The organism is Aeromonas sp. 30P (genome assembly GCF_051919805.1).
Classification (GTDB): domain Bacteria; phylum Pseudomonadota; class Gammaproteobacteria; order Enterobacterales; family Aeromonadaceae; genus Aeromonas; species Aeromonas veronii.
Window position 1 is genome coordinate 4,181,175 of the sequence record NZ_JBQBEA010000001.1, and the last position, 21,326, is coordinate 4,202,500.

Here is a 21,326-nt window from a genome sequence, read left to right on the forward strand (position 1 = left end):
GCGCACAATAAAAAAGCCCGAGTCGATGACTCGGGCTTTTTGCTGAATGGCGCTTCGATTAGGAGAAGCAGGCCTGCAGCACATAGAAGATCGCGATAGCCAAAATGGCACCGGCAGGCAGGGTGATGATCCAGGAGACCACGATGTTGCGCAGAACCCCCAGATTCAACGCCGCAATACCGCGCGCCAGACCAACACCCATGACCGCACCGACCAGGGTCTGGGTGGTGGAGATGGGCAGACCAGTGCCGGAAGCAATCACCACGGTCGCGGCAGTCGCCAGCTGGGCGGCGAAGCCGCGGCTCGGGGTCAGGTGAGTGATGCCGGTACCGACCGTTGCCATCACCTTCTCGCCCATGGTCGCCAGACCGATCACGATACCGATGCCGCCCAGCGGCAGTATCCACCAGGCAATGGCAGCCTGACTGGAAATCTCGCCACCGGAAGCCACGATAGAGGCCACCGCAGAGAGCGGGCCAATGGCGTTGGCCACATCGTTGGAGCCGTGGGCAAAGGCCATGGCACAGGCAGTGATCACCATCAGGATACCGAACACCTTCTCCACGTTGGCGAAGTGCATCTTGCTGTCATCCTGCGGGTTGTACTTCTGGCCGCGAATGTAGATCCAGCCGGCAAACGCCACTGCGATGGAGATGGCGATGGAGAGCAGAATGCCCTCGCCATCGCTCAGGTGCAGACCGACGTGGGTCAGCCCCTTCTTGATGGTCACCAGACAGATCACCAGCGCAGTCAGGAACATGTAGAACGGTACATAGCGCTTGGCGTTGTTCAGGGGATCATCGGTGTTGAAGATAAGCTTCTGCACGCTGATGAACATGAAGTAGGCGATAACACCTGAGATGGCCGGGGTGATGACCCAGGAGCCGACGATGCCGCCAAACTTGCTCCACTGCACCGCTTCCGGGCCAATGCTCACCACCGCAAAACCGACGATGGCGCCGATGATGGAGTGAGTGGTGGAAACAGGCCAGCCGAAGTAGGAGGCGAGGATCAACCAGGCGCCGGCCGCCAGCAGGGAGGCGATCATGCCGAGCACCAGCAGGTCCGGGCTATCGACAAACGCATTGCTGTCGATGATGCCGTTACGGATGGTGGCCGTCACTTCGCCACCGGCCAGATAGGCACCGGCAAATTCGAAGATCATGGCAATGATGATCGCCTGACGAATGGTCAGGGATTTGGTGCCGACCGATGTCCCCATGGCGTTGGCCACGTCATTCGCGCCAATGCCCCAAGCCATCAAAAAGCCGAACAAGGCCGCCACGAGCACCAGAGTGGTGCCGTAATTCGCGATAATGTCCATTAGTAGTGTTTACCCAGTCAGTCGATTACGAACGAGCCAGCATCAGTTCCAGACGGGCGCCTACGCGCTCAGCCTGATCTGCCAGGTCACCTACCCATTCGAGGATCTTGTAAAGGAACATCACATCGATCGGATTGTAATTGTGCTCAACCGCTTGCAGCTGTTGGCGCAGTCCGATCTGCATGGTGTCTGTATCGTCCTCGATCAGATCCAGCTGGTGGATCATCTCGGCAACCATTTCCACTTCCCGTCCTTTGAAGCCGGTCTCGAGCAGCTCGTCGAGCTCCCCGATCGCTTTCTCGGCCTGAGCGGTCGCATCAATACAACGTTTGAGGTAAGCCATGAAATCCGTCCGCATTTCGGCGGGGAACTCCATGCGGCGGCCAAGCATGCGGCCGGAGATATCCTTGGCACGGTTGGCAATCTTGTCTTGCTGGGTCAACAGCTCCAGCAGGTCGGTACGTGCAACCGGCAGGAACAGGCCGCGAGGCAGTTTCAGACGGATTTCACGCTTGAGGGTATCTGCCTCTTTTTCCAGTTGGGCGATCTGCTGCCGGATCTTCTCGGCATCTTCCCAACGGTCTTCGGCAACGGCGTCAAAGAAGGGAACCAACTGCTGGGAGCACTGGTGAACCTTGACGATATGCTTCTGCAGCGGCTTGATGGGGGACTTGGCAAAAAGCCCCAAAATAGTATTTACTGGCATGGCCAAACCTGTGTCGGTGAAAAAACACTCGATACGATTTTATGAGGCGCGCATGGTAACCGAACTGCGCCCTCAATTAAACCGCGAATTAATCTAGTCGTCTCGCGGGCATTATATCCCCGCGACCCGAATCCTGCCCCCCCAAAGTTGTCTGCCAGCCCGGAATGACTATGCAAACTGAGATCGAGATAAAGTTTTTTGTCGCCCGCGACATTCAACCCGAGTTATCCAACCTGCTGAATTCTCTTGAGATTAAAGAATCGTCACAACAGCAGCTCGGCAACGTCTATTTCGATACGCCGACCTTGGCTCTTCGCCAACTGGATATGGGGTTGCGCATTCGCCGCTGCGACGCCTTCGCCGAGCAGACCATCAAATGCCGTGGCCAGGTGGTGGGCGGCCTGCATGCCAGACCCGAGTACAACGCTCCCGTAAGCGGCGATCTGCCGACCCTCTCGGCCTTTCCCGATGAAATTTGGCCGACCCTGACCGAGCGTGACCACATTCAGCAGCAGCTGGTCCCCCAGTTTCGTACCGACTTCCTACGCCGCCATTGGCTGATCGCCTTCGAGGGGGCCGAGATTGAACTGGCCTGGGATCAGGGAGAGATAGTCGGCAGTCAAGGCAGCACCACCATCAACGAGCTGGAACTGGAGCTCAAATCAGGCGCGACCGCGGCGCTGTTTGCGCTGGCCCAACGCCTCGCCAGGATCGGCGGGCTGCGCCTCGGCGCCCAATCCAAGGCCCAGCGCGGCTATCGACTGGCTGGTCTTGGCAAACCGCTGGCCCTGCAGGCGCTGGTCGAACATGAAGGTATGGATGGCATAACGGGGGTAAGCGAAGGGCTGCGCCACTGGCAGCATCACGAGCAGCTCTGGCTGGAGCATCCGCAGGATGAAGGCATTCAACAGCAGGCACTCGCGGCCCTGTACCAGGGAATCGATCTGGTCACCCGCAGTGCGGCCGCGCTGCCACAACCAGTGCTCTGGCTACCCGCCCTGACCAACCTGCAAGCCCATCTGCAAGCCCAGTCGGACGAGCATGACGAGTGGCCTGCCGAGCTGGCCGATCTCTTCCTCTATCCGGCATATGTCGAGTTGCAGCTGGCCATCGCCGCCTGGCTGCATCACGCAATCTGAGTAGGGCGATGTCGTAAATACAAAGGCCAGAAACAAAAGCCGAAAACAAAACGGGTGAGCCTTGGCTCACCCGTTTTGCATTACAGCAGGTTGAGCTGCTGCATGGCGCTGCGAATGCGCTCGCGGGTCGCTTCCGACAGCGGCATCACCGGCAGGCGGCACTCCTCGCTACAGAAACCGAGCAGGGAAGCGGCATATTTGGCACCAGCCGGGCTCGGCTCGGCAAACATCGCCTGATGGAGCGGAATGAGCTTGTCTTGCAGCTCACGCGCTTCTTGCCACTTGCCCGCCAGCGTGAGGTTCTGCACCTCGGCCACCAGCTTGGGCGCCACGTTGGCGGTCACCGAGATACAGCCCTGACCGCCGCCGATGTTGTAAGCAACCGCAGTGGCATCCTCACCGGAGAGCCAGGCGAAGGGCTTTTTGATCAGCTGGCGCTCGGTCCAGGGGCGCGCCAGATCGCCGGTGGCATCTTTCACCCCGGCAATGCGCGGCAGCTCGGCCAGAAGGGCCAGGGTCGCCGGTTGCACGTCGACGATGGCGCGCGGCGGAATGTTGTAGACGATGATCGGCTTGGCGGTGGCATCGTGTACCGCCTTGAAGTGGTGGTAGAGCCCCTCCTGATTGGGGCGGTTGTAGTAACCGGCCACATGCAGTGTGGCATCAGCGCCCACCCGCTCTGCATGGAGGGTATATTCGATTGCTTCGACCGGATTGTTGGAGCCCGCTCCGGCAATCACCGGAATACGGCCAGCGACCTGTTTGACCACCAGCTCCACCACCCGGCAATGCTCGTCATGGGTCAGGGTCGGACTTTCCCCCGTGGTGCCCACCGGCACAATGCCGTGAGTGCCCTGCTCGATATGCCACTCCACCAGACGCAGCAGCGCCTCTTCATCCAGCTTTCCCTGTCGGAACGGGGTGATCAACGCAACGATTGAACCTTGAAACATGGGATCTCCTTCTCCTAAATGACGCGCATATGGCAATAAAAAACCCCGGTACGATGTGCGCAACCGGGGTTTGAAGCTTCTCAGGGATGAGAGGTTACGCGCGAACGTCGGCAGGCCCGAATTTCAGGCTTTTTTTGTGCTTTCGTTTCAACCCGTTGAACCGCATTTCGTCATCTCTGGTCAAAAAATGGTGTCTGGGCATATTTCGGGAACACGGCATAAATGTCAAGGCGAAAGGGGCTATGTATAATGGCCGCCCAAAATTGCGTGGAGAGACCCGATGAGCAGCCCAATCAGTGCCGTCAGCCAGATGCTGGAACGAAACCAAGCCCTCTTTGTCGGCAAGCGGCTACTTGTCTGTGGCGCGCTGGAGGATGACTACCCCCGCCAGCTGGCGAGCCTGGCCCGGACCCTGACCGTCTTTACCACCGATTACTGCTACTACCGCAGCCAGCAGGCCGCCCTCGGCGAGGCTATCCTGTTCGACCACCAGCTCGGTGGAGCCCCGCGCTTCGATGCCCTGTTGCTGCTGATGCCCAAGGCCAAGGCCGAGGCACAATATCTGCTGGCCATGATGACCCCCTTGCTGGAAGCGGGTGCCGATCTGTTCCTCGCCGGTGAAAACCGCGGCGGCATCAATGGCGCCGACAAGCTGCTGGCCCCCTATGGCGAAAAGCCGATCAAACGTGACTCGGCCCGCCGCTGCTCGCTCTATCATGGTGAGCTCTGCAAACCGGTCGCCCCGTTCGATCTGGATAGCTGGTTTGGCCGCTATCAGTGCAAGGCCGGTGATACCGAGCTGACCGTGCTGGCACTGCCCGGCGTCTTCAGCGCCGCCGAGCTGGATCTCGGCACCCAGATGCTGCTGGCTGCTGTGCCACCGATGAAGGGCGAGCTGCTCGATTTTGGCTGCGGCGCCGGGGTAATTGGGTCTGTACTGGCCAAGCGCAATCCGGATCTGCGGGTCAACATGGTGGATATCAGCGCGCTGGCGCTCGAATCGAGCCGCCGCACCCTGGCGATCAACGGTCTGCAGGGCAAGGTCACCGCTTCCGATGTCTATTCGGATGTCTCCACCCGTTTCCAGCACATCGTCTCCAACCCGCCATTCCATGCGGGTCTCAAAACCTTCTATGCGGCAACCGAGCAGTTCCTGGCCAAGGCGCCGGAATTTTTACTGCCAAATGGTTCGCTGACCATTGTTGCCAACGCCTTCTTGCGCTACCAGCCTATACTGGAGACACACTTCAAACGGACTGAAGTGATCAGCAGTGATGCCAAATTCAAGGTCTATCTGAGCAAAATGTAAATAAGTGTAAACAGCACAATAAAACAGCTAGAGAGCGCCATCCGGCATCTGATAAGGTATTAAGCACACGATAAAAACCACCCCTTTAGGGGTGTTTTTATACCGAACATTGAAAACCTTTTCATGTTGTTAATTCAGGGAGAGAAATACGATGGCAGGCATATTGACCATGATCCTGGCTGGTGGCGAAGGTACTCGCCTGCAGCCTCTGACCACCACCCGCAGCAAGCCTTCCGTCCCCTTCGGTGGCAGCTACCGGCTGATCGACTTTGTCCTCAACAACTTCGTCAACGCCGACTTTCTGCGCATCTATGTACTGACCCAATTCAAATCCCAGTCCCTCTACCTGCACATGAAGAAGGGCTGGAATATCGTCGGCATCACCGACCGCTTTATCGATCCCATCCCGGCCCAGATGCGGATGGGCAAACGCTGGTATGACGGCACCGCCGACGCCATTTACCAGAACCTCGGCTTTATCGAGCGGGCCGAACCGGATCACGTCTGCATCTTCGGCTCCGACCACATCTACAAGATGGATGTGAGCCAGATGGTCACCTTCCACAAGCAGAAGAACGCCGCCATGACGGTCGCGGCCCTGCGCATGCCCATCGAAGAGGCCAGTGCCTTCGGGGTGATCGAGGTCGACACCGAAGGGCGGATGATCGGCTTTCAGGAAAAGCCAAAGCAGCCCAAGCACATTCCCGGCGATCCGACCCAGGCGCTGGTCTCCATGGGCAACTACATCTTCGAGACCGATGCTCTTTGCCGCGAGTTGAAGCGGGATGCCGCCGAGGAGAACTCCAGCCACGACTTTGGCAAGGATGTGATCCCGAGCCTCTACCCGCGCGCCCCCGTCTATGTCTACGACTACAGCACCAACGTCATCCCCGGCGAGAAACCGCACGTCTACTGGCGGGATGTGGGCACCCTCGACTCTTATTGGCAAGCGCACATGGACCTGGTGGCCGACAATCCCCCCTTCTCCCTCTATAACCGCAAGTGGCCCCTGCACACCCACTATCCGGCGCTGCCACCGGCCACCTTCATCGACAGCGACGAGTGCAAGGTGAAGATCGCCAACTCGCTGATCTCCGCCGGTTGCTTCATTCAGGGCAGCCAGATCCAGCGATCCATCCTTGGTTTCCGCTGCAATATCGGCGCGTGCAGCCATATCAGTGAATCCGTGCTGCTGGGGGATGTGAAGATTGGTGAGGGGTGCTCCATCCGGCGCGCCATCATTGATAAAAACGTTGAAATTGCGCCCGGCACTGTTATCGGTGAAAATCTGGACCACGATAGAGAGCGATTTACCGTATCCGAAGGCGGTATCGTGGTGGTACCTAAGGGAGCAAGAGTTGGCTATTAACCCACTGAAAATCCTGTTTGTTGCCTCGGAAGTTGAGGGGCTGGTCAAGACCGGGGGCCTGGCCGATGTCGCCAGAGCCCTGCCGATGTACCTGGCCCAGAAGGGACATGATGTCAGGATCATGCTGCCCTTCTACAAGACGATAAAGCGACGGGATGAGGCCAGACTGGTGGCATCACGCTGGTTGCCAACCCACCCCGGGCTGCCGGATATCGGTTATCGCATCTACCAGATGGAGCTGGATGGCGTCTGCGTCTATCTGCTCGACTGCCCACAATATTTCGATCGTCCCCAGCTCTACGCCGAGCACAATCAGGCCTATCCGGATAATGGCGAGCGCTTTGCCTTCTTCTCGGCCGCGGCCCTCCATGCCTGCGAGCAGCTTGGCTTTGCCCCGGATATCGCCCACTGCAATGACTGGCACACCGGCCTGTTGCCACTGCTGCTGAAAACCCGTCACGCCCACAACCCCTTCTTCCAGCAGACCCGCAGCGTGATCAGCATTCACAACGCGGCGTTTCAGGGGGTGTTTGGCCGCGAGCAGTTCTGGGCCATGCCCGAGATCGCCGACTACGAACGCCGCATCAACTACGACTACGGCCACGTCAATCTGCTCAAATGCGGGGTGCTCTACGCCGACAAGATCAATGCGGTCAGCCCCAACTATGCCCAGGAGCTGCTGACTCACCTCGGCGCCCACGGCATGGCGCATATCTTCCAGCAACGGGCGGCCGATCTCTGCGGCATCCTCAACGGCTGCGACTACAAAGACTGGGATCCGGAGTTCGACGAATTCCTGCCTGCGACCTACAGCATCGACAACATGGCTGGCAAACAGATCTGCAAAGAGAGCCTGCAACAGGAGGCGGGGCTGGCCGTGGCGGACTTGCCCATCTACGGTATGGTTTGCCGCCTGACCGAGCAGAAGGGCGTTCCCCTGCTGCTCCCTGCGTTGGAGAAATTCCTCCACCATCAGGTACAAGTGGTGATCGTCGGGTCTGGCGATCCTGCGCTCGCCACGCAACTGCAAACCATGGCCCGGGATTATCCGGGCAAGCTCGCCTTCATCAACACCTATGACGATCGGCTGGCTCATCTGGTCGAAGCCGGTGCCGACTTCTTCCTGATGCCCTCTCTGTTCGAGCCTTGCGGCCTCAACCAGATGTACAGTCTCGCCTATGGTACCCTGCCACTGGTGCGCGCCGTGGGTGGTCTGAAAGATACCGTGGTGGATTGGGATGCCGATCCCGAGCATGCCACCGGCTTCTGTTTTAACGATCCGACTGCCGCCATCCTGCTCGATACCATGCGCCGCAGCCTGCTCTATTTCCTGCAGGACAAAGAGCGTTTTACCAAGGTACAGCGCAATGCCATGAGCACCCGCTTCAACTGGCCTGACTCGGTCACCCAGTATGAACGGATGTATCAGAGCGCATTGGGCCGTTACTGAATGCCAAACGTCAGCTAATTGCTGAAGTTTTGTACCCTTGGCGCCACTTTGGGCGTCAACAGCGAAAAAAGTCCCCTTTGGCTGTTGACGCTCCCCCAAAACTCTATAGAATCCCCCTCCGCAGTGATGCGAAGGTGGCGGAATTGGTAGACGCGCTAGCTTCAGGTGTTAGTGTCCCACGGATGTGAGGGTTCGAGTCCCTCTCTTCGCACCAATACTGCCATGCTGATTCAGCAGCATGTAAATCCAACTAGAAAACCCGAATGTGCGAAGGTGGCGGAATTGGTAGACGCGCTAGCTTCAGGTGTTAGTGCCCCCCGGGTGTGAGGGTTCGAGTCCCTCTCTTCGCACCATGCTTCTCCAGACAGCATGTAAATCAAAACTGGTAACACAATGTGCGAAGGTGGCGGAATTGGTAGACGCGCTAGCTTCAGGTGTTAGTGTCCCATGGATGTGAGGGTTCGAGTCCCTCTCTTCGCACCATGCTTTATCCAGACAGCATGTAAATCCAGACTGGAAACCCGAATGTGCGAAGGTGGCGGAATTGGTAGACGCGCTAGCTTCAGGTGTTAGTGCCCCCCGGGTGTGAGGGTTCGAGTCCCTCTCTTCGCACCATGATTCTGACATGTAAACACAGAGCAATGCGCTCCAACCGCATTTAAAAACCAGCTGGAGAAAATCAGTGTGCGAAGGTGGCGGAATTGGTAGACGCGCTAGCTTCAGGTGTTAGTGTCCCACGGATGTGAGGGTTCGAGTCCCTCTCTTCGCACCATTCATTACGCAAAAGGCCCATCACGAAAGTGATGGGCCTTTTGTTTTTACTCCTTGTTATGACTATGCTTTTGACGACTCCCCGCTCATCGTCATGCCAAGGAACGCATATGATACTGGATACCGACATTCACAACTTTTACGAACATCTGGTGCTCAAGGAGATAGAGAAACAGGGGCTGCAGCAGAAGCTCAACAGCGATCAGATGGCCGACCTCTGCTGCCTCACCCTCAACCAGCTGCCGGCCCACTATATTCGCCACAATGTCGACATGATCTACTTCCTGACCGACGCCAAGCGCACCGAAATGGAAAAGCTGGTGGTCGAATCGCTCAAGGTGGCACAGCAGAAGATCAAGCAGGCTCCCGTCAAAAGCTCATAACCAGGGCTGCTGCCAGAGCAGGGTGACGATACCGGTCAACCCGGCCACTGGCAGCAAGATCAAGGCGGGCCGCAATCCAGGCTCCAGCATCACCCAGGCAGCCAGCAGAAAACCGGCACTCCAGGTGCCGTACTCTTTATCCTGACCCCATGCGAGTACAGCCACCGCCACCAGCAACATCATACCCCGCAATATCCAGCGCATTGTTTTCTCCCCAATCAACAATTGATAATAATTATCATCTTCATCTACTGGGGATGCAAGTGGTGTCACAGGCAAGCTTCGTATGTGACCCTTTGTGTCAACAGGCCGCTCAAAAACGGGTTATGAGATCAACTAATTTGTGATTTTTTCAATCAAATGTGCATTTTTGCCAATTTGATGGGGCTTTAACCCGCCGGGTTTGTGGTAGATTGCGGCCTCTTTTTGGGTTGCCTCCTCGGGATCGATGTATCCACAGGACGAGAGGGAGTGACCTTGGCGAGCAAGAGTTTAGGAAGTATCTATGCAAAACCAACAAAACCACATCCGACTACCGGGCATGGCACAGGTGTTTGCCTGTCTGGCCATTTTCCTGGCCCTGGCATTCTCGTTCACCAGCGTGCTCGATCTGCCGATCCAGTTGGCGTTGTTCATCGCCTGGTTCGTCATCATGGGGCTTGGCATCAAACTCGGCCACGATTACAAATCCCTGGAACAGGCAGCCGTTGACGGCGTTGCCAAGGGGATGGGGGCCATCCTGATCCTGGTCTCCGTCGGTGCCCTGGTCGGCACCTGGATTGCCGGTGGCATCGTCCCCAGCATCATCTACTTCGGCCTCAAGGTGATCCATCCGTCCATCTTCCTGCTGGCAACCCTGATCATCTGCTCCCTGACCTCGCTGGCCACCGGCACTTCCTGGGGCTCTGCTGCCACGGCCGGCATCGCCATGATGGGGATCGGCCACAGCCTCGGTGTGCCTGCGCCGCTGGTAGCCGGTGCCGTGCTCTCCGGCGTCTACTTCGGTGACAAGCTCTCTCCGCTCTCCGACTCAGTAGTGCTGGCTTCGACCATGTCCAACGTCGACGTGGTGGAGCATATCAAGGGGATGCTGCCTATCAGCCTGCTCTCCTATGTCATCACCGCCGTGCTGTTCACTGTAGTGGGCATGCAGTATTCGGGCAACGTCAGCCTGGAGCAGGTCAATCTGGTGATGGAAGCGCTCGACAACCAGTTCAACATCACCCCGCTGGCCATAGTGCCGGTGGTGCTGGTACTGGGACTGCTGGCAAATCGCAAACCCGCCTTCCCGGTGATCAGCTTCGGCGCCCTGCTGGGCCTGATCTGGGCCATCGCCTTCCAGGGCATGGATCCGGTCAAAGCAATGCACTCGGCTTATAGTCCGTTTGCCATCACCTCCGGCATCGATTTTATCGACAACATTCTCGGTCGCGGCGGCATGGAGTCCATGCTGGGCTCGGTCGCGGTCATCATCTTCGGTCTCGGGTTTGGCGGCCTGCTGGAGAAGGTCGGTATTCTGGAAGTGATCGCCAGCGCCTTCGAGAAGCGCATCAATAGCGTCGGCAGCCTGACCAGCCACACCATCGGCACCGCGTTTCTGGCCAACGTGTTCGGCTCAGCCATGTATGTGTCGCTGATCCTGACTCCCAAGATCATGGCCAAGAACTACGACCGACTGGGACTGGCGCGCAAGAACCTCTCTCGCAACGCCGAGTTTGGCGGCACCCTCACCTGCGGCATGGTGCCCTGGAGCGACAACGGCATCTTCATGGCCGGGGTGCTGGGGGTGGCAACCCTCGACTACCTGCCCTACATGTGGCTGAGCTTCACCTGCATCATTGTGACCATCACCCTCGCCTACATGGGCAAGGCAGTGAACCGGATCCCGCTGGTCGCGGCGGCAAGCTCCCGCTAAGCCATTCTGCAAACAACAAAGGCGCCATCGAGGCGCCTTTGTTGTTTGAGATAAATGCTGTTTGATGGAGCTCACTGATCACCACAAACAAAAACAGCCCTCGTTGCCGAGAGCCGTTTCATCAGACCGATAACGCCGATCAGATGGAGAAGCTGGAGCCACAGCCACAGGTCGTGGTGGCATTGGGGTTGGTCACGGTGAAGCGTGAACCTTCCAGACCCTCGGTGTAATCCACACTGCCGCCTACCAGATATTGCAGGCTCATGGGATCGATCACCATGGTGACGCCATTCTTCTCGACTACGGTGTCCCCGTCGTTGATCTTCTCATCAAAGGTAAAGCCATACTGGAAACCGGAGCAGCCCCCACCCGTGATGTATACCCGCAGCTTCAGCTCGGGATTCTCTTCCTCGGTGATCAGGTTCTTCACCTTGTTGGCCGCCGCATCCGTCATCTGGATGGGCAGCGGGGCTTCTGCTACTGCACTCATTACTGACCTCACAACCATTAGATCCACAAACATGGAAACCGCGAAATTATCCAATACCCGACCATTCAGTTCAAGTATTCACCACGTTTAACCGGCAGCGGGAACCGGAGCAGGCGGCGCGGCGACCAGCGGCTTGATAACCTCGCCCCACTCAACCAGCAGCTCTTGTGCCGGTTGCCTGCCGTCCTTGTTGATGGTGACACGGATTCGATCCGGCACAAAGCCTTCCGGCAACTGCCAGTTCCCTTCCAGCAGCTGGAAATAACGCAGGGCATAGCGCCACTCGCTCACCTTCATCCCGAGATCGCGACCGGTCAGTGTCTTCGGCTTGTCGGCCAGACTCCCCTCGACCCGGATCTGCACCTGACCACGAAACAGCTCCCGCTTCTTCGCGGGCTGGGTCAGAGCGAGACGGTAGTGGTAACGACCGGGAATGCTGGTCTCCTGCAGGGTCAGGTTGTCGATCACCACCCCCACCTGTTCGCCGGTGGGGCGCATGATCCGCTCGAAAAAGGCCAGCTGGCGCTTGAGCTCCTGCACCTGCGCCTCCTGACTCTTCAGGGTGGTCTGCAACTGCTCGAAGGCCGCTTTCTGGGTCGCCAGCTGGGTATCTTTCACCCCCAATTCGGTCTTGAGCTGGCCGATGGCCTTGCCCTGACGATCCAGCGTCTCCTGCTGTACCACCAACAGACTGCTCTGGGCCAGCTCCTGACGGTTACCGACAAAGTAACCAATGAGCCCGCCAACGGCTAACACGACCAATAACTTCAATAGATTGGACATAGCCCCTCATCCCGTTATCACGCCATTTACGGCAGCGCCTCTCCCTTCACTATACCGCCCTGACCGAGGCCAAAGACGATAAAGGGAAAAATTAACTGGCCGTGGCGCTGCCATCACCCCGCTTTTGACGCGCGGCGAGCCGTAAAGTTCGCTCCAGGATCTGGGAATAGATGGGCCGGCCACCCAGCCACTGGGCAACCAGAGTCGCACCGACTGTGGTAATCATCATCGGCAGGATCAGCTGATAGTTGTCGGTCATCTCGGTGACCAGCACGATACCGGTGATGGGGGCACGCACTGTGGCAGCAAAGAGAGCCCCCATTCCGGCGATGGCAAAGGCGCCGGGCTCGATGCCAAGCTCCGGAAACGCCGCATGAAACAGATGGCCGAACACCACGCCAAACAGGGTGCCCAACGCCAGGGTTGGCGCAAACACCCCGCCCGGGGCACCGGAGCAGAAGCAGATGAGGGTCGCAACCAGCCGCACCGAGAAGATAAGGAACAGGGTCGCCATCGCATACTCATCCCCCATCAGATGGGGAATAAGCTCGGTGCCGCCCCCCGTCACCGAGGGGGCAAACAGCGACAGCACACCAAACATTCCGGCGACCAGCATGCCGATGGCCACAAAACGGTGGCGCTTGTTCTGGTGCAGCGCCAGATAGCCATCCTGACAGGCCAGCACCAACTTGTTGAAGACAAAACCGAGCACCCCGAAGGTGGCTCCCATAAAAAGGAACAGCCAGAGCGCCTTGAGGGCTGGCGCATCGTAGTGGGGCAAGGTGATCACCGCCCCCTGCCCTTTCATGTTCTGCAACATCAAGGTCGCCATGATGGCGGATATCCCCACCGCCTTGATGGCCAGAAAGGAGTAGCGGAATTGCGGTCGCATCTCCTCCATCACGAACAGGATGCCCGCCAGCGGCGCATTGAAGGCAGCAGCCAGACCGCCCGCCGCACCGGCGGCCAACAGGGCATGGCCATGTTCCTTGGGCAGTCGGAAGATATCCGCCACCATCTTGCCGAGGTTGCCGCCGATCTGTACCGAAGGTCCCTCCCGCCCCAGCACCATACCGGAGCTCAGGGTACAGATGCCGCCGAAGAACTTGACCGGCAACACTCGCCACCACCGCACCGGGCGCAGCTCGTCCATCGCCCCCTCGATCTCGGGAATGCCGGAGCCGCCTGCCTCGGGGGCAAAGGTATGAGTGAGGAAGTAACCGACAAATCCCAGCAAGGCGCTGAAGCCAAAGCCAAGCAGACCGAGCTGCCACCAGGGACGGTCTGCCAGCAAATCGATACGTTGTTCTGCCAGCCAGTGGACACCCGATTCGAACAGACCGCACACCAGTCCGGCCAGGGTGCCGACCAGCGCCGCCAGCAGCAGCACCAGCAAGGGCATCTTGTCTTGCCGGATAATGCGGGAAAGCGGCCCCCGCGCAGAGGTATCGGCTTCAGAGGAGAGAGCTTGTTGCGCCATCTTGTTACACCAACTTGGAAAAACCATATCGTCAGCTAGCTGAGATCAGGATCACCCGGCGCGTTGCTCGGCTGCCCAGAGCTGGGGCTTTCTGCTATAGTCGGCCCGTTAAATTTTTGTCACGGGAGCAGACCGAGAGTCCGGGTGGCGAGAGCGCAAAGCATACTCCTGATGCTCCGGCCTGCCGAGTCTCAATCGGCTGCAATCCCTTGTGTGACGACCAAAATCCCATTAAGGATGATCCATGTCAAAATCAGATCAGCTGTTTGAACAGGCCCGCCAGACCATTCCGGGTGGCGTCAACTCACCGGTCCGCGCCTTCAATGGGGTCGGCGGCACGCCCCGCTTCATCGATCACGCCGACGGTGCCTATCTCTATGATGTGGATGGTCAGGCCTACGTGGATTACATCGGCTCCTGGGGCCCCATGCTGCTGGGTCACAACCACCCGGCCATCAAGGCCGCCGTCATCAAGGCCGTTGAGAAAGGGCTGAGCTACGGTGCGCCGACCGAGATCGAAGTGCTGATGGCCGAGAAAGTCCGCCAGATCGTCCCCTCCATGGAGCAGGTGCGGATGGTCAACTCTGGCACCGAAGCCACCATGAGCGCCATTCGTCTGGCCCGTGGCTACACTGGCCGCGACAAGATCGTCAAATTCGAGGGCTGCTACCACGGCCACGCCGACTCCCTGCTGGTCAAGGCAGGTTCCGGCGCCCTGACCCTGGGTCAGCCCAACAGCCCGGGCGTTCCAGCCGATTTCGCCAAACACACCCTGACCTGCGTCTTCAACGATCTGGATTCGGTGCGTGAAGCCTTCACCCAGTACGGCAGCGAGATCGCTTGTATCATCGTCGAGCCGGTCGCAGGCAACATGAACTGCATCCCGCCGGTCCCCGGCTTCCTGGAAGGGCTGCGCGCCATCTGTGACGAGTTCGGTGCCCTGCTGATCCTGGACGAGGTGATGACAGGCTTCCGCGTCTCCCTGCGCGGCGCCCAGGGCCACTACAACATCGACCCGGATCTCACCACCCTTGGCAAGATCATCGGTGCCGGCATGCCGGTGGGCGCCTTCGGCGGCAAGAAGAAGGTGATGCAGCACATAGCCCCGACCGGCCCCGTATATCAGGCGGGTACTCTCTCCGGCAACCCGGTGGCCATGGCTGCCGGTCTGACCATGCTGGATCTGCTGCTGGAGCCGGGTCTCTATGAGCAGCTGAGCGCCAAGACTGCCCGTGTTGCAGAAGGGCTGAAAGCCGCCGCCGCCAAACACGGTATCCCGCTCGCCATCAACTATGTGGGTGGCATGTTCGGCTTCTTCTTCACCGAGGAGCCCGAAATCACCCGCTACGAGCAGGTCACTCGCTGCGATATGGAACGCTTCAAGCGCTTCTATCACCTGATGCTCGAAGAGGGCGTCTATCTGGCGCCGAGCGCCTACGAGGCAGGCTTTCTGTCGCTGGCTCACGGCGACAAGGAGATTGAACACACTCTGGCCGCCGCCGAACGCAGCTTCGCCAAGCTGGCTGGCTAAATCGCCGCTGGTTGTCGCAAAGGGCCCGTCATGGGCCCTTTTCTATTACAGAGACTCCATCACCACACAGGGCGGCAATACGCCCATTTCTGGTGCATTACCCCCTCGTCATCCACCGATTTGTCATCCTCTGGTGCAACTTGCCCTGCCATCCCTGTCATAAAGCAGGCCCACTATTTGCACATTCACCACAAGAGCACACGTCACCGAGGTCCATATGGCAGAGATGAGCCCCATCGATGTTCTGCGGCGCTATCAGGAGTATCAGGAGGAGTTGACCCCGCTACTGCAGGGGCTGCTCAGCGCCCCCCTTGCCTCGCTCAAGGGGTATCCCTTTGTGGTCAGCATTGACCACTATCAGGGGCCGATGTGCATCCAGCCTGCGGCACCGGCGGCCCATAACCGGCTGCACCTTATCGTGCAGGGGCAAGGACGGGAGATCACCGTCTGTCTGAATCAGCTGATTGGCTGGTTGATGGGAGACAGGGAGCGCCGCCGCGCCATGCCCTGGTTCAAGACGGTCTATGTGGTGCTCAGCATGGCGCTGTTTCTCATCGTCGCCACCCTGATCTGGCACGGGCTGGAGCAGCTCTACCAGCTATTGTGCGGCGAGCAGCAGAACCAGCTCGGCGCCTTTAGCGCCATCATCTTCCTGACGCTGGCACTGGCGGTGTTCGATCTGGGCAAGACCATTCTGGAAGAGGAGGTACTGCTGCATAAGGATATCTTCCGCCACAGCGCCATTCGCCGCACCATCACCCGCTTTATCGCCGCCATTCTGATCGCGGTCTCCATCGAGGGGCTATTGCTGCTGTTCAAAGGCTCGCTCGGCCAAAGCGAGCTGCTCTGGCCAGCGGTCGGAGTGATGGGGTGTGCGGTGGGTTTGCTGCTGGCGCTTGGCCTCTATGTCTTTCTGGGGGCCAAGGCCGAAGCGGCACTGGTACAGGCTAGCCTGCGCTCTCCACTGTCAGTTGCACAGGGGAGCGACGCACCGCCCGCCAGGAGGCGTACATGGTCCAGGAGGTATAGATGACGATAAAGGCAACCAGCCACTTCAGCATCTCCATATCCATGGATTTGACCAGCATGGCTGCCAGCACCACACCGATAGGGCCGAAGATGGCTACCGCCAGCACCGCCTTGGCATCGAACGCCCCTTTGCGGATAAAAGTGCCTGCGGAGAAAACGCTAAGCACGGCGGTGGAGCCCATCATGATGGGAAACGCCGCCAGCGGATTCATCCCCAGCAGATAAAGCAACGTCATGCAGGGGGCAAACAGGCCGATACCGACATTCATCAGCACCCCGAAGATGAAATTGCCAAGCAGGGCGATCGCCAGCTTGTAGCCGCTGAGCCCCATCGCATCGCCACCTACAGGGAAAAGACCCAGCAGACCGGCAAAGATAAGCCCTGCAACGACCAGTAAGGAGATAGCCATCACCAACCGGATGGTCTGCCGATCAAACGAGGCCACATGGCGAGCGCCCCAGGCTGCGCCCGCTGCGGCGGCCATCATCATGCTGATCAGCGTCAGCGGCTCCACCGCTACTGCGCCGACGAAGATCAGCGACTGAGTCACGGTCGGCAGCACGCACTGCCCATTGAGGGTACCCGGCAGCACCCGATCATCGATCAGCTTGAACTGCTTGTAGCAGGCGGTCTTTACCGCAAAGCTGCCCACCCCCAGGGTATCGAGGAAGTTGGCAACCCCACCGATCAACGCCACCGGCCAGAAGGGGGTCGCCTCAAAGGATCCACTCTGCTTCTTCCGCCAGCAGGCTTGCACCAGCATAAAGATGAATACGAGGCCTCCGGCTATAAAAACCAGCCGTAAAATATCAACTAACATAGAGGTTTCTCCTGCAACGGGCGGCGATTCTAAGGCAAGCAGCAGAAAAAATCTTGACCGGAATTAAGCAATGCTCACGACACGCCTCTGCAAGGTGAAATATTTATCAATAGACTCCGAACGACTCTGCTAATACTTGTTACTGAGGCCAACAGGCCGGGTCCTGAGCACGTTGTTATGGTCCTTTCGCGACGACCACTTGTGCCAAAGGACATAATAAAAAGAGGGCCGGTAGTGATACCGACCCTCTTTCTGTATCTGGCCGGGGCGCTGGGCCCTCGACCATGACAACCGCTTATTGAATGCTCTTGCCGGCACGCACGTCCTTGATAAACCCCTTCAGGCTGGCCAGATCACGGGGAGCACCGCGCAGGATCTGATCACCGATGATGAAGGCCGGGGTACCGGAGATACCGAGCGCTTCAGCCAGCGCACGGTTGGTACCGAGGTTCTGGTCAATGCTGCCATCCTTGATCTTGGCCTCCACCTTGCTCCAGTTCACACCAGCCGCCACAGCCAACTGCTTGACCTGTGCTTCATCAGCGAGCGGGCCCTGATGGGTATAGAGCTTCTCATGGAACGCCTGGTACTTGTCAGGCTGACCCAGCTGGACCGCCAGCGCAGCACGGGCTGCGAAGTAGGAGGACTCGCTCAGAATGGGGAACTGCTTGTAGATGTAACGGATATCTTTATCTTCCGCCATCAGCTGCTTGACCAGCGGATGGGCCCGCTTGCAGTAACCGCAGTTGTAATCGAAAAACTCCACAATGGTCAGCGACGCCTTCGGATTCCCCATCTCGGGATCCTGATTGGCATAAAGCTGCTTGGAGTGAGCCTTGATCAGCGCCTTGTCACTCTCGGCCTGCTGGCTCTCCTGCTTGGCACGCAGGGCATTGGACATCTCGACCAGGATCTCGGGATTCTTGACCAGATAGTCGCGAACGATTTGCTCGACATCGCTTTTGGTCAGCTCGCTTGCATGTACCGGCGTCGCCAGCAGGGTCACACCAGCCAGCGCGCAAAACAGGGCATTTTTAATAGTCATAACGTTATCTTGCAGAGGATATGATAGAGGCCACTATAGTGGTTGAGTCTGTTTTCAAGTCAAGTTATCTGGCCAAAAAAGCGCTTGATGCGCCCTGACTGCCACTTTTTCATGTCATTTCGCGCAATTAACCAGCAATCAAACCGGACGGGGATTTACAAGCCGGATCAGCATGGTAATATTCGCCGCACTGCTGCGGAGGGGTGGCAGAGCGGCTGAATGCACCGGTCTTGAAAACCGGCGATGGGCGACCATCCGTGGGTTCAAATCCCACCTCCTCCGCCATTCATACCGAGCCCATGCAACCATGTTGCGTGGGCTTTTTATTTGCCTGCGATTTGCCACTCCTCATAGAGCTCAACACATTAGCCTTCTTCAGCCCCCCCCCATTAATTTTCCCACCTGCAGGCTCAAAAGCCACCACAAGATCCCCTATCAACATCGAACCTCTGCGTTCCTGCGGGTATCCCTTCCCAATTCCTTATTGCCCCAAACAACAAGGACCCAAAGCAGCAACCACTGCGCCTGCGTGTTAGCACAGCCAACACACTCTCTGGCATAACGTCAGTGGGCGACTAACAAAATCATGGACAAGCAGAGGGCTCAAAAAGAAAGACTTCAGCTAACACAGGACGCAGATGCCCAGGAAAGATCGCAAGCAAGAGATCCTAGCGTACAGGCGAGCATAGGATTCGTGGGTCATGACTACGCCAGAGCCGCCATACAGAGCTACAGCGGTTCAGTGAAGAAAGAGTACCAAGCGGAACATCAGGCTATTTGTGGAACCAGAAAGCAGCGGCGAGTAAGGATAAAAACAGAGGAAGGGAGATAGGGCAGGTCAACAATCAGGCTATTTGCTGAATTGCAGCCAATAAAAAACCCCGCTCGGTGAGCGGGGTTCTTAAATTGGGTGCCTGGCAGTGTCCTACTCTCGCATGGCGAATGCCACACTACCATCGGCGCTACCACGTTTCACTTCTGAGTTCGGCATGGGATCAGGTGGTTCCACGGCGCTATGGCCGCCAGGCAAATTCTTCAATCTGAGAAAGCTGACGTAAGTAATTCGTTCGTATTTGCTACAAGCCTTAGAACACTTCTTGGGTGTTGTATGGTTAAGCCTCACGGGTAATTAGTATGGGTTAGCTCAACACGTCGCCGCGCTTACACACCCCACCTATCAACGTTGTGGTCTCCAACGGCCCTTTAGGACCCTCAAGGGGTCAGGGATGACTCATCTCAGGGCTCGCTTCCCGCTTAGATGCTTTCAGCGGTTATCGATTCCGAACTTAGCTACCGGGCAGTGCCACTGGCGTGACAACCCGAACACCAGAGGTTCGTTCACTCCGGTCCTCTCGTACTAGGAGCAACTCCCTTCAATCATCCAACGCCCACGGCAGATAGGGACCGAACTGTCTCACGACGTTCTGAACCCAGCTCGCGTACCACTTTAAATGGCGAACAGCCATACCCTTGGGACCGACTTCAGCCCCAGGATGTGATGAGCCGACATCGAGGTGCCAAACACCGCCGTCGATATGAACTCTTGGGCGGTATCAGCCTGTTATCCCCGGAGTACCTTTTATCCGTTGAGCGATGGCCCTTCCATTCAGAACCACCGGATCACTATGACCTACTTTCGTACCTGCTCGACCTGTCCGTCTCGCAGTTAAGCTGGCTTATGCCATTGCACTAACCTCCTGATGTCCGACCAGGATTAGCCAACCTTCGTGCTCCTCCGTTACTCTTTGGGAGGAGACCGCCCCAGTCAAACTACCCACCAGGCACTGTCCGCGAGCCCGATTCAGGGCCCTGCGTTAGAACATCAAACATACAAGGGTGGTATTTCAAGGACGGCTCCAGCGCAACTGGCGTCACGCCTTCAAAGCCTCCCACCTATCCTACACATGTAGGTTCAATGTTCAGTGCCAAGCTGTAGTAAAGGTTCACGGGGTCTTTCCGTCTAGCCGCGGGTACACCGCATCTTCACGGCGAATTCGATTTCACTGAGTCTCGGGTGGAGACAGCATGGCCATGGTTACACCATTCGTGCAGGTCGGAACTTACCCGACAAGGAATTTCGCTACCTTAGGACCGTTATAGTTACGGCCGCCGTTTACCGGGGCTTCGATCAAGAGCTTCGCTTGCGCTAACCCCATCAATTAACCTTCCGGCACCGGGCAGGTGTCACACCCTATACGTCCACTTTCGTGTTTGCAGAGTGCTGTGTTTTTGATAAACAGTCCCAGCCATCTGGTCACTGCGACTCCCAACTGCTCCATCCGCGAGGGACTTCACTGTCAAGAGCGAACCTTCTCCCGAAGTTACGGTTCTATTTTGCCTAGTTCCTTCACCCGAGTTCTCTCAAGCGCCTTGGTATTCTCTACCCGACCACCTGTGTCGGTTTGGGGTACGATGACTTGTAATCTGAAGCTTAGAGGCTTTTCCTGGAAGCAGGGCATCAATGGCTTCCACACCGTAGTGTGTTCGTCTCGTGTCTCAGTGTTGTGTCTCCGGATTTGCCTAGAAACACCACCTACGCACTTTCACCAGGACAACCGTCGCCTGGCCCACCTAGCCTTCTCCGTCCCCCCATCGCAATTACAAGTCGTGCAGGAATATTAACCTGCTTCCCATCGACTACGCCTTTCGGCCTCGCCTTAGGGGTCGACTCACCCTGCCCCGATTAACGTTGGACAGGAACCCTTGGTCTTCCGGCGAGGAGGCTTTTCACCCCCTTTATCGTTACTTACGTCAGCATTCGCACTTCTGATATCTCCAGCATACCTCTCGATACACCTTCGCAGACTTACAGAACGCTCCCCTACCAC

At 57.8% G+C, this 21,326-nt stretch carries 17 protein-coding genes, 6 tRNA genes and 2 rRNA genes (1 of these 25 only partly in view); 14 read left to right on the forward strand and 11 right to left on the reverse strand.

Annotation, left to right across the window (positions count from 1 at the left end):
* Positions 1–58: 58 nt before the first annotated feature.
* Positions 59–1,324 carry an inorganic phosphate transporter gene (locus tag ACTG2B_RS19705; RefSeq protein ID WP_005343043.1) on the reverse strand — a complete coding sequence of 422 codons (1,266 nt, stop codon included), beginning with the start codon at positions 1,322–1,324 and terminating at the stop codon, positions 59–61.
* Positions 1,325–1,349: 25 nt separating this feature from the next.
* A complete protein-coding gene (locus ACTG2B_RS19710) occupies positions 1,350–2,030 on the reverse strand; it encodes a TIGR00153 family protein (protein ID WP_005340244.1) in 681 nt (226 codons plus the stop codon).
* Between the two features lie 170 nt (positions 2,031–2,200).
* Between ACTG2B_RS19710 and ACTG2B_RS19715 the strand changes: the two genes are divergently transcribed.
* Positions 2,201–3,169, forward strand: a complete 969-nt coding sequence (locus ACTG2B_RS19715) for a CYTH domain-containing protein (protein WP_439996715.1) — start codon at positions 2,201–2,203, stop codon at positions 3,167–3,169.
* Between the two features lie 80 nt (positions 3,170–3,249).
* Here ACTG2B_RS19715 and dapA read toward each other — a convergent pair whose 3' ends face one another.
* Complete coding sequence (gene dapA, locus ACTG2B_RS19720) at positions 3,250–4,122, reverse strand: 4-hydroxy-tetrahydrodipicolinate synthase (RefSeq protein ID WP_429202480.1); 873 nt, start codon at positions 4,120–4,122, stop codon at positions 3,250–3,252.
* A 280-nt stretch (positions 4,123–4,402) separates the two neighbouring features.
* Here dapA and rsmC point away from each other — a divergent pair, with 280 nt between their 5' ends.
* The 9 genes from rsmC (at position 4,403) to ACTG2B_RS19765 (ending at position 9,404) form a co-directional block, all read left to right on the forward strand.
* A complete protein-coding gene (gene rsmC / locus ACTG2B_RS19725; protein WP_368172359.1) occupies positions 4,403–5,431 on the forward strand; it encodes a 16S rRNA (guanine(1207)-N(2))-methyltransferase RsmC in 1,029 nt (342 codons plus the stop codon).
* A gap of 151 nt (positions 5,432–5,582) precedes the next feature.
* On the forward strand, positions 5,583–6,800 hold the full coding sequence (gene glgC, locus ACTG2B_RS19730) for a glucose-1-phosphate adenylyltransferase (RefSeq protein ID WP_005340236.1): 1,218 nt from the start codon (positions 5,583–5,585) through the stop codon (positions 6,798–6,800).
* Positions 6,790–8,250, forward strand: a complete 1,461-nt coding sequence (glgA, locus tag ACTG2B_RS19735; protein ID WP_429202484.1) for a glycogen synthase GlgA — start codon at positions 6,790–6,792, stop codon at positions 8,248–8,250. The genes glgC and glgA overlap by 11 nt, the downstream gene beginning before the upstream one ends.
* Positions 8,251–8,378: 128 nt before the next feature.
* Positions 8,379–8,464 (forward strand) — tRNA-Leu (locus ACTG2B_RS19740).
* Positions 8,465–8,517: 53 nt separating this feature from the next.
* A tRNA-Leu gene (locus ACTG2B_RS19745) sits at positions 8,518–8,603 on the forward strand.
* 44 nt (positions 8,604–8,647) lie between these two features.
* Positions 8,648–8,733, forward strand: a tRNA-Leu gene (locus ACTG2B_RS19750).
* A gap of 46 nt (positions 8,734–8,779) precedes the next feature.
* Positions 8,780–8,865: transfer RNA gene (locus ACTG2B_RS19755), tRNA-Leu, on the forward strand.
* A 71-nt stretch (positions 8,866–8,936) separates the two neighbouring features.
* A tRNA-Leu gene (locus ACTG2B_RS19760) sits at positions 8,937–9,022 on the forward strand.
* 109 nt (positions 9,023–9,131) lie between these two features.
* Positions 9,132–9,404: a late competence development ComFB family protein gene (locus tag ACTG2B_RS19765; RefSeq protein ID WP_005343036.1), complete on the forward strand. Its 273-nt coding sequence runs from the start codon at positions 9,132–9,134 to the stop codon at positions 9,402–9,404.
* On the opposite strand, the gene ACTG2B_RS19770 is transcribed toward ACTG2B_RS19765, so the two are convergent.
* Positions 9,399–9,608 carry a hypothetical protein gene (locus tag ACTG2B_RS19770; RefSeq protein ID WP_005357820.1) on the reverse strand — a complete coding sequence of 70 codons (210 nt, stop codon included), beginning with the start codon at positions 9,606–9,608 and terminating at the stop codon, positions 9,399–9,401. The genes ACTG2B_RS19765 and ACTG2B_RS19770 overlap by 6 nt on opposite strands.
* 301 nt (positions 9,609–9,909) lie before the next feature.
* Here ACTG2B_RS19770 and nhaC point away from each other — a divergent pair, with 301 nt between their 5' ends.
* Positions 9,910–11,319, forward strand: coding sequence for a Na+/H+ antiporter NhaC (gene nhaC / locus ACTG2B_RS19775; RefSeq protein ID WP_005357819.1), 1,410 nt, complete (start codon positions 9,910–9,912; stop codon positions 11,317–11,319).
* Positions 11,320–11,458: 139 nt separating this feature from the next.
* Here the strand turns inward: nhaC and erpA are convergent, their stop codons facing one another.
* From erpA to clcA, 3 genes are all read right to left on the reverse strand, one after another.
* Entirely contained in the window at positions 11,459–11,809 is a 351-nt protein-coding gene (gene erpA / locus ACTG2B_RS19780) for an iron-sulfur cluster insertion protein ErpA (RefSeq protein ID WP_005340225.1), read from the reverse strand.
* An 87-nt stretch (positions 11,810–11,896) separates the two neighbouring features.
* Positions 11,897–12,592 (reverse strand): DUF6776 family protein, encoded by a 696-nt coding sequence (locus ACTG2B_RS19785; protein WP_005343032.1) that lies wholly within the window; start codon positions 12,590–12,592, stop codon positions 11,897–11,899.
* 91 nt (positions 12,593–12,683) lie between these two features.
* Positions 12,684–14,072, reverse strand: a complete 1,389-nt coding sequence (clcA, locus tag ACTG2B_RS19790; RefSeq protein ID WP_439996716.1) for a H(+)/Cl(-) exchange transporter ClcA — start codon at positions 14,070–14,072, stop codon at positions 12,684–12,686.
* 244 nt (positions 14,073–14,316) lie between these two features.
* Between clcA and hemL the strand changes: the two genes are divergently transcribed.
* Positions 14,317–15,603 carry a glutamate-1-semialdehyde 2,1-aminomutase gene (gene hemL, locus ACTG2B_RS19795; protein ID WP_267518054.1) on the forward strand — a complete coding sequence of 429 codons (1,287 nt, stop codon included), beginning with the start codon at positions 14,317–14,319 and terminating at the stop codon, positions 15,601–15,603.
* A gap of 217 nt (positions 15,604–15,820) precedes the next feature.
* Positions 15,821–16,636: a hypothetical protein gene (locus tag ACTG2B_RS19800; RefSeq protein WP_439996717.1), complete on the forward strand. Its 816-nt coding sequence runs from the start codon at positions 15,821–15,823 to the stop codon at positions 16,634–16,636.
* Here the strand turns inward: ACTG2B_RS19800 and ACTG2B_RS19805 are convergent.
* Both ACTG2B_RS19805 and ACTG2B_RS19810 read right to left on the reverse strand, forming a co-directional pair.
* Positions 16,551–17,453 (reverse strand): TSUP family transporter, encoded by a 903-nt coding sequence (locus ACTG2B_RS19805; RefSeq protein ID WP_439996718.1) that lies wholly within the window; start codon positions 17,451–17,453, stop codon positions 16,551–16,553. The genes ACTG2B_RS19800 and ACTG2B_RS19805 overlap by 86 nt on opposite strands.
* A gap of 295 nt (positions 17,454–17,748) precedes the next feature.
* A complete protein-coding gene (locus ACTG2B_RS19810) occupies positions 17,749–18,498 on the reverse strand; it encodes a DsbA family protein (RefSeq protein ID WP_047438584.1) in 750 nt (249 codons plus the stop codon).
* 197 nt (positions 18,499–18,695) lie between these two features.
* Here ACTG2B_RS19810 and ACTG2B_RS19815 point away from each other — a divergent pair.
* Positions 18,696–18,783: transfer RNA gene (locus ACTG2B_RS19815), tRNA-Ser, on the forward strand.
* A 627-nt stretch (positions 18,784–19,410) separates the two neighbouring features.
* On the opposite strand, the gene rrf is transcribed toward ACTG2B_RS19815, so the two are convergent.
* A 5S ribosomal RNA gene (rrf, locus tag ACTG2B_RS19820) occupies positions 19,411–19,525 on the reverse strand.
* An 81-nt stretch (positions 19,526–19,606) separates the two neighbouring features.
* A 23S ribosomal RNA gene (locus ACTG2B_RS19825) occupies positions 19,607–21,326 on the reverse strand; it runs 1,170 nt beyond the window's last position.

Excerpts from the sequence above, each read along its gene's own strand:
- ACTG2B_RS19705 (WP_005343043.1), bottom strand. The coding sequence starts at position 1,324 with ATGGACATTATCGCGAATTACGGCACCACTCTGGTGCTCGTGGCGGCC.
- ACTG2B_RS19710 (WP_005340244.1), bottom strand. The coding sequence starts at position 2,030 with ATGCCAGTAAATACTATTTTGGGGCTTTTTGCCAAGTCCCCCATCAAG.
- ACTG2B_RS19715 (WP_439996715.1), top strand. The coding sequence starts at position 2,201 with ATGCAAACTGAGATCGAGATAAAGTTTTTTGTCGCCCGCGACATTCAA.
- dapA (WP_429202480.1), bottom strand. The coding sequence starts at position 4,122 with ATGTTTCAAGGTTCAATCGTTGCGTTGATCACCCCGTTCCGACAGGGA.
- rsmC (WP_368172359.1), top strand. The coding sequence starts at position 4,403 with ATGAGCAGCCCAATCAGTGCCGTCAGCCAGATGCTGGAACGAAACCAA.
- glgC (WP_005340236.1), top strand. The coding sequence starts at position 5,583 with ATGGCAGGCATATTGACCATGATCCTGGCTGGTGGCGAAGGTACTCGC.
- ACTG2B_RS19765 (WP_005343036.1), top strand. The coding sequence starts at position 9,132 with ATGATACTGGATACCGACATTCACAACTTTTACGAACATCTGGTGCTC.
- ACTG2B_RS19770 (WP_005357820.1), bottom strand. The coding sequence starts at position 9,608 with ATGCGCTGGATATTGCGGGGTATGATGTTGCTGGTGGCGGTGGCTGTA.
- nhaC (WP_005357819.1), top strand. The coding sequence starts at position 9,910 with ATGCAAAACCAACAAAACCACATCCGACTACCGGGCATGGCACAGGTG.
- erpA (WP_005340225.1), bottom strand. The coding sequence starts at position 11,809 with ATGAGTGCAGTAGCAGAAGCCCCGCTGCCCATCCAGATGACGGATGCG.
- ACTG2B_RS19785 (WP_005343032.1), bottom strand. The coding sequence starts at position 12,592 with ATGTCCAATCTATTGAAGTTATTGGTCGTGTTAGCCGTTGGCGGGCTC.
- clcA (WP_439996716.1), bottom strand. The coding sequence starts at position 14,072 with ATGGCGCAACAAGCTCTCTCCTCTGAAGCCGATACCTCTGCGCGGGGG.
- hemL (WP_267518054.1), top strand. The coding sequence starts at position 14,317 with ATGTCAAAATCAGATCAGCTGTTTGAACAGGCCCGCCAGACCATTCCG.
- ACTG2B_RS19800 (WP_439996717.1), top strand. The coding sequence starts at position 15,821 with ATGGCAGAGATGAGCCCCATCGATGTTCTGCGGCGCTATCAGGAGTAT.
- ACTG2B_RS19805 (WP_439996718.1), bottom strand. The coding sequence starts at position 17,453 with ATGTTAGTTGATATTTTACGGCTGGTTTTTATAGCCGGAGGCCTCGTA.
- ACTG2B_RS19810 (WP_047438584.1), bottom strand. The coding sequence starts at position 18,498 with ATGACTATTAAAAATGCCCTGTTTTGCGCGCTGGCTGGTGTGACCCTG.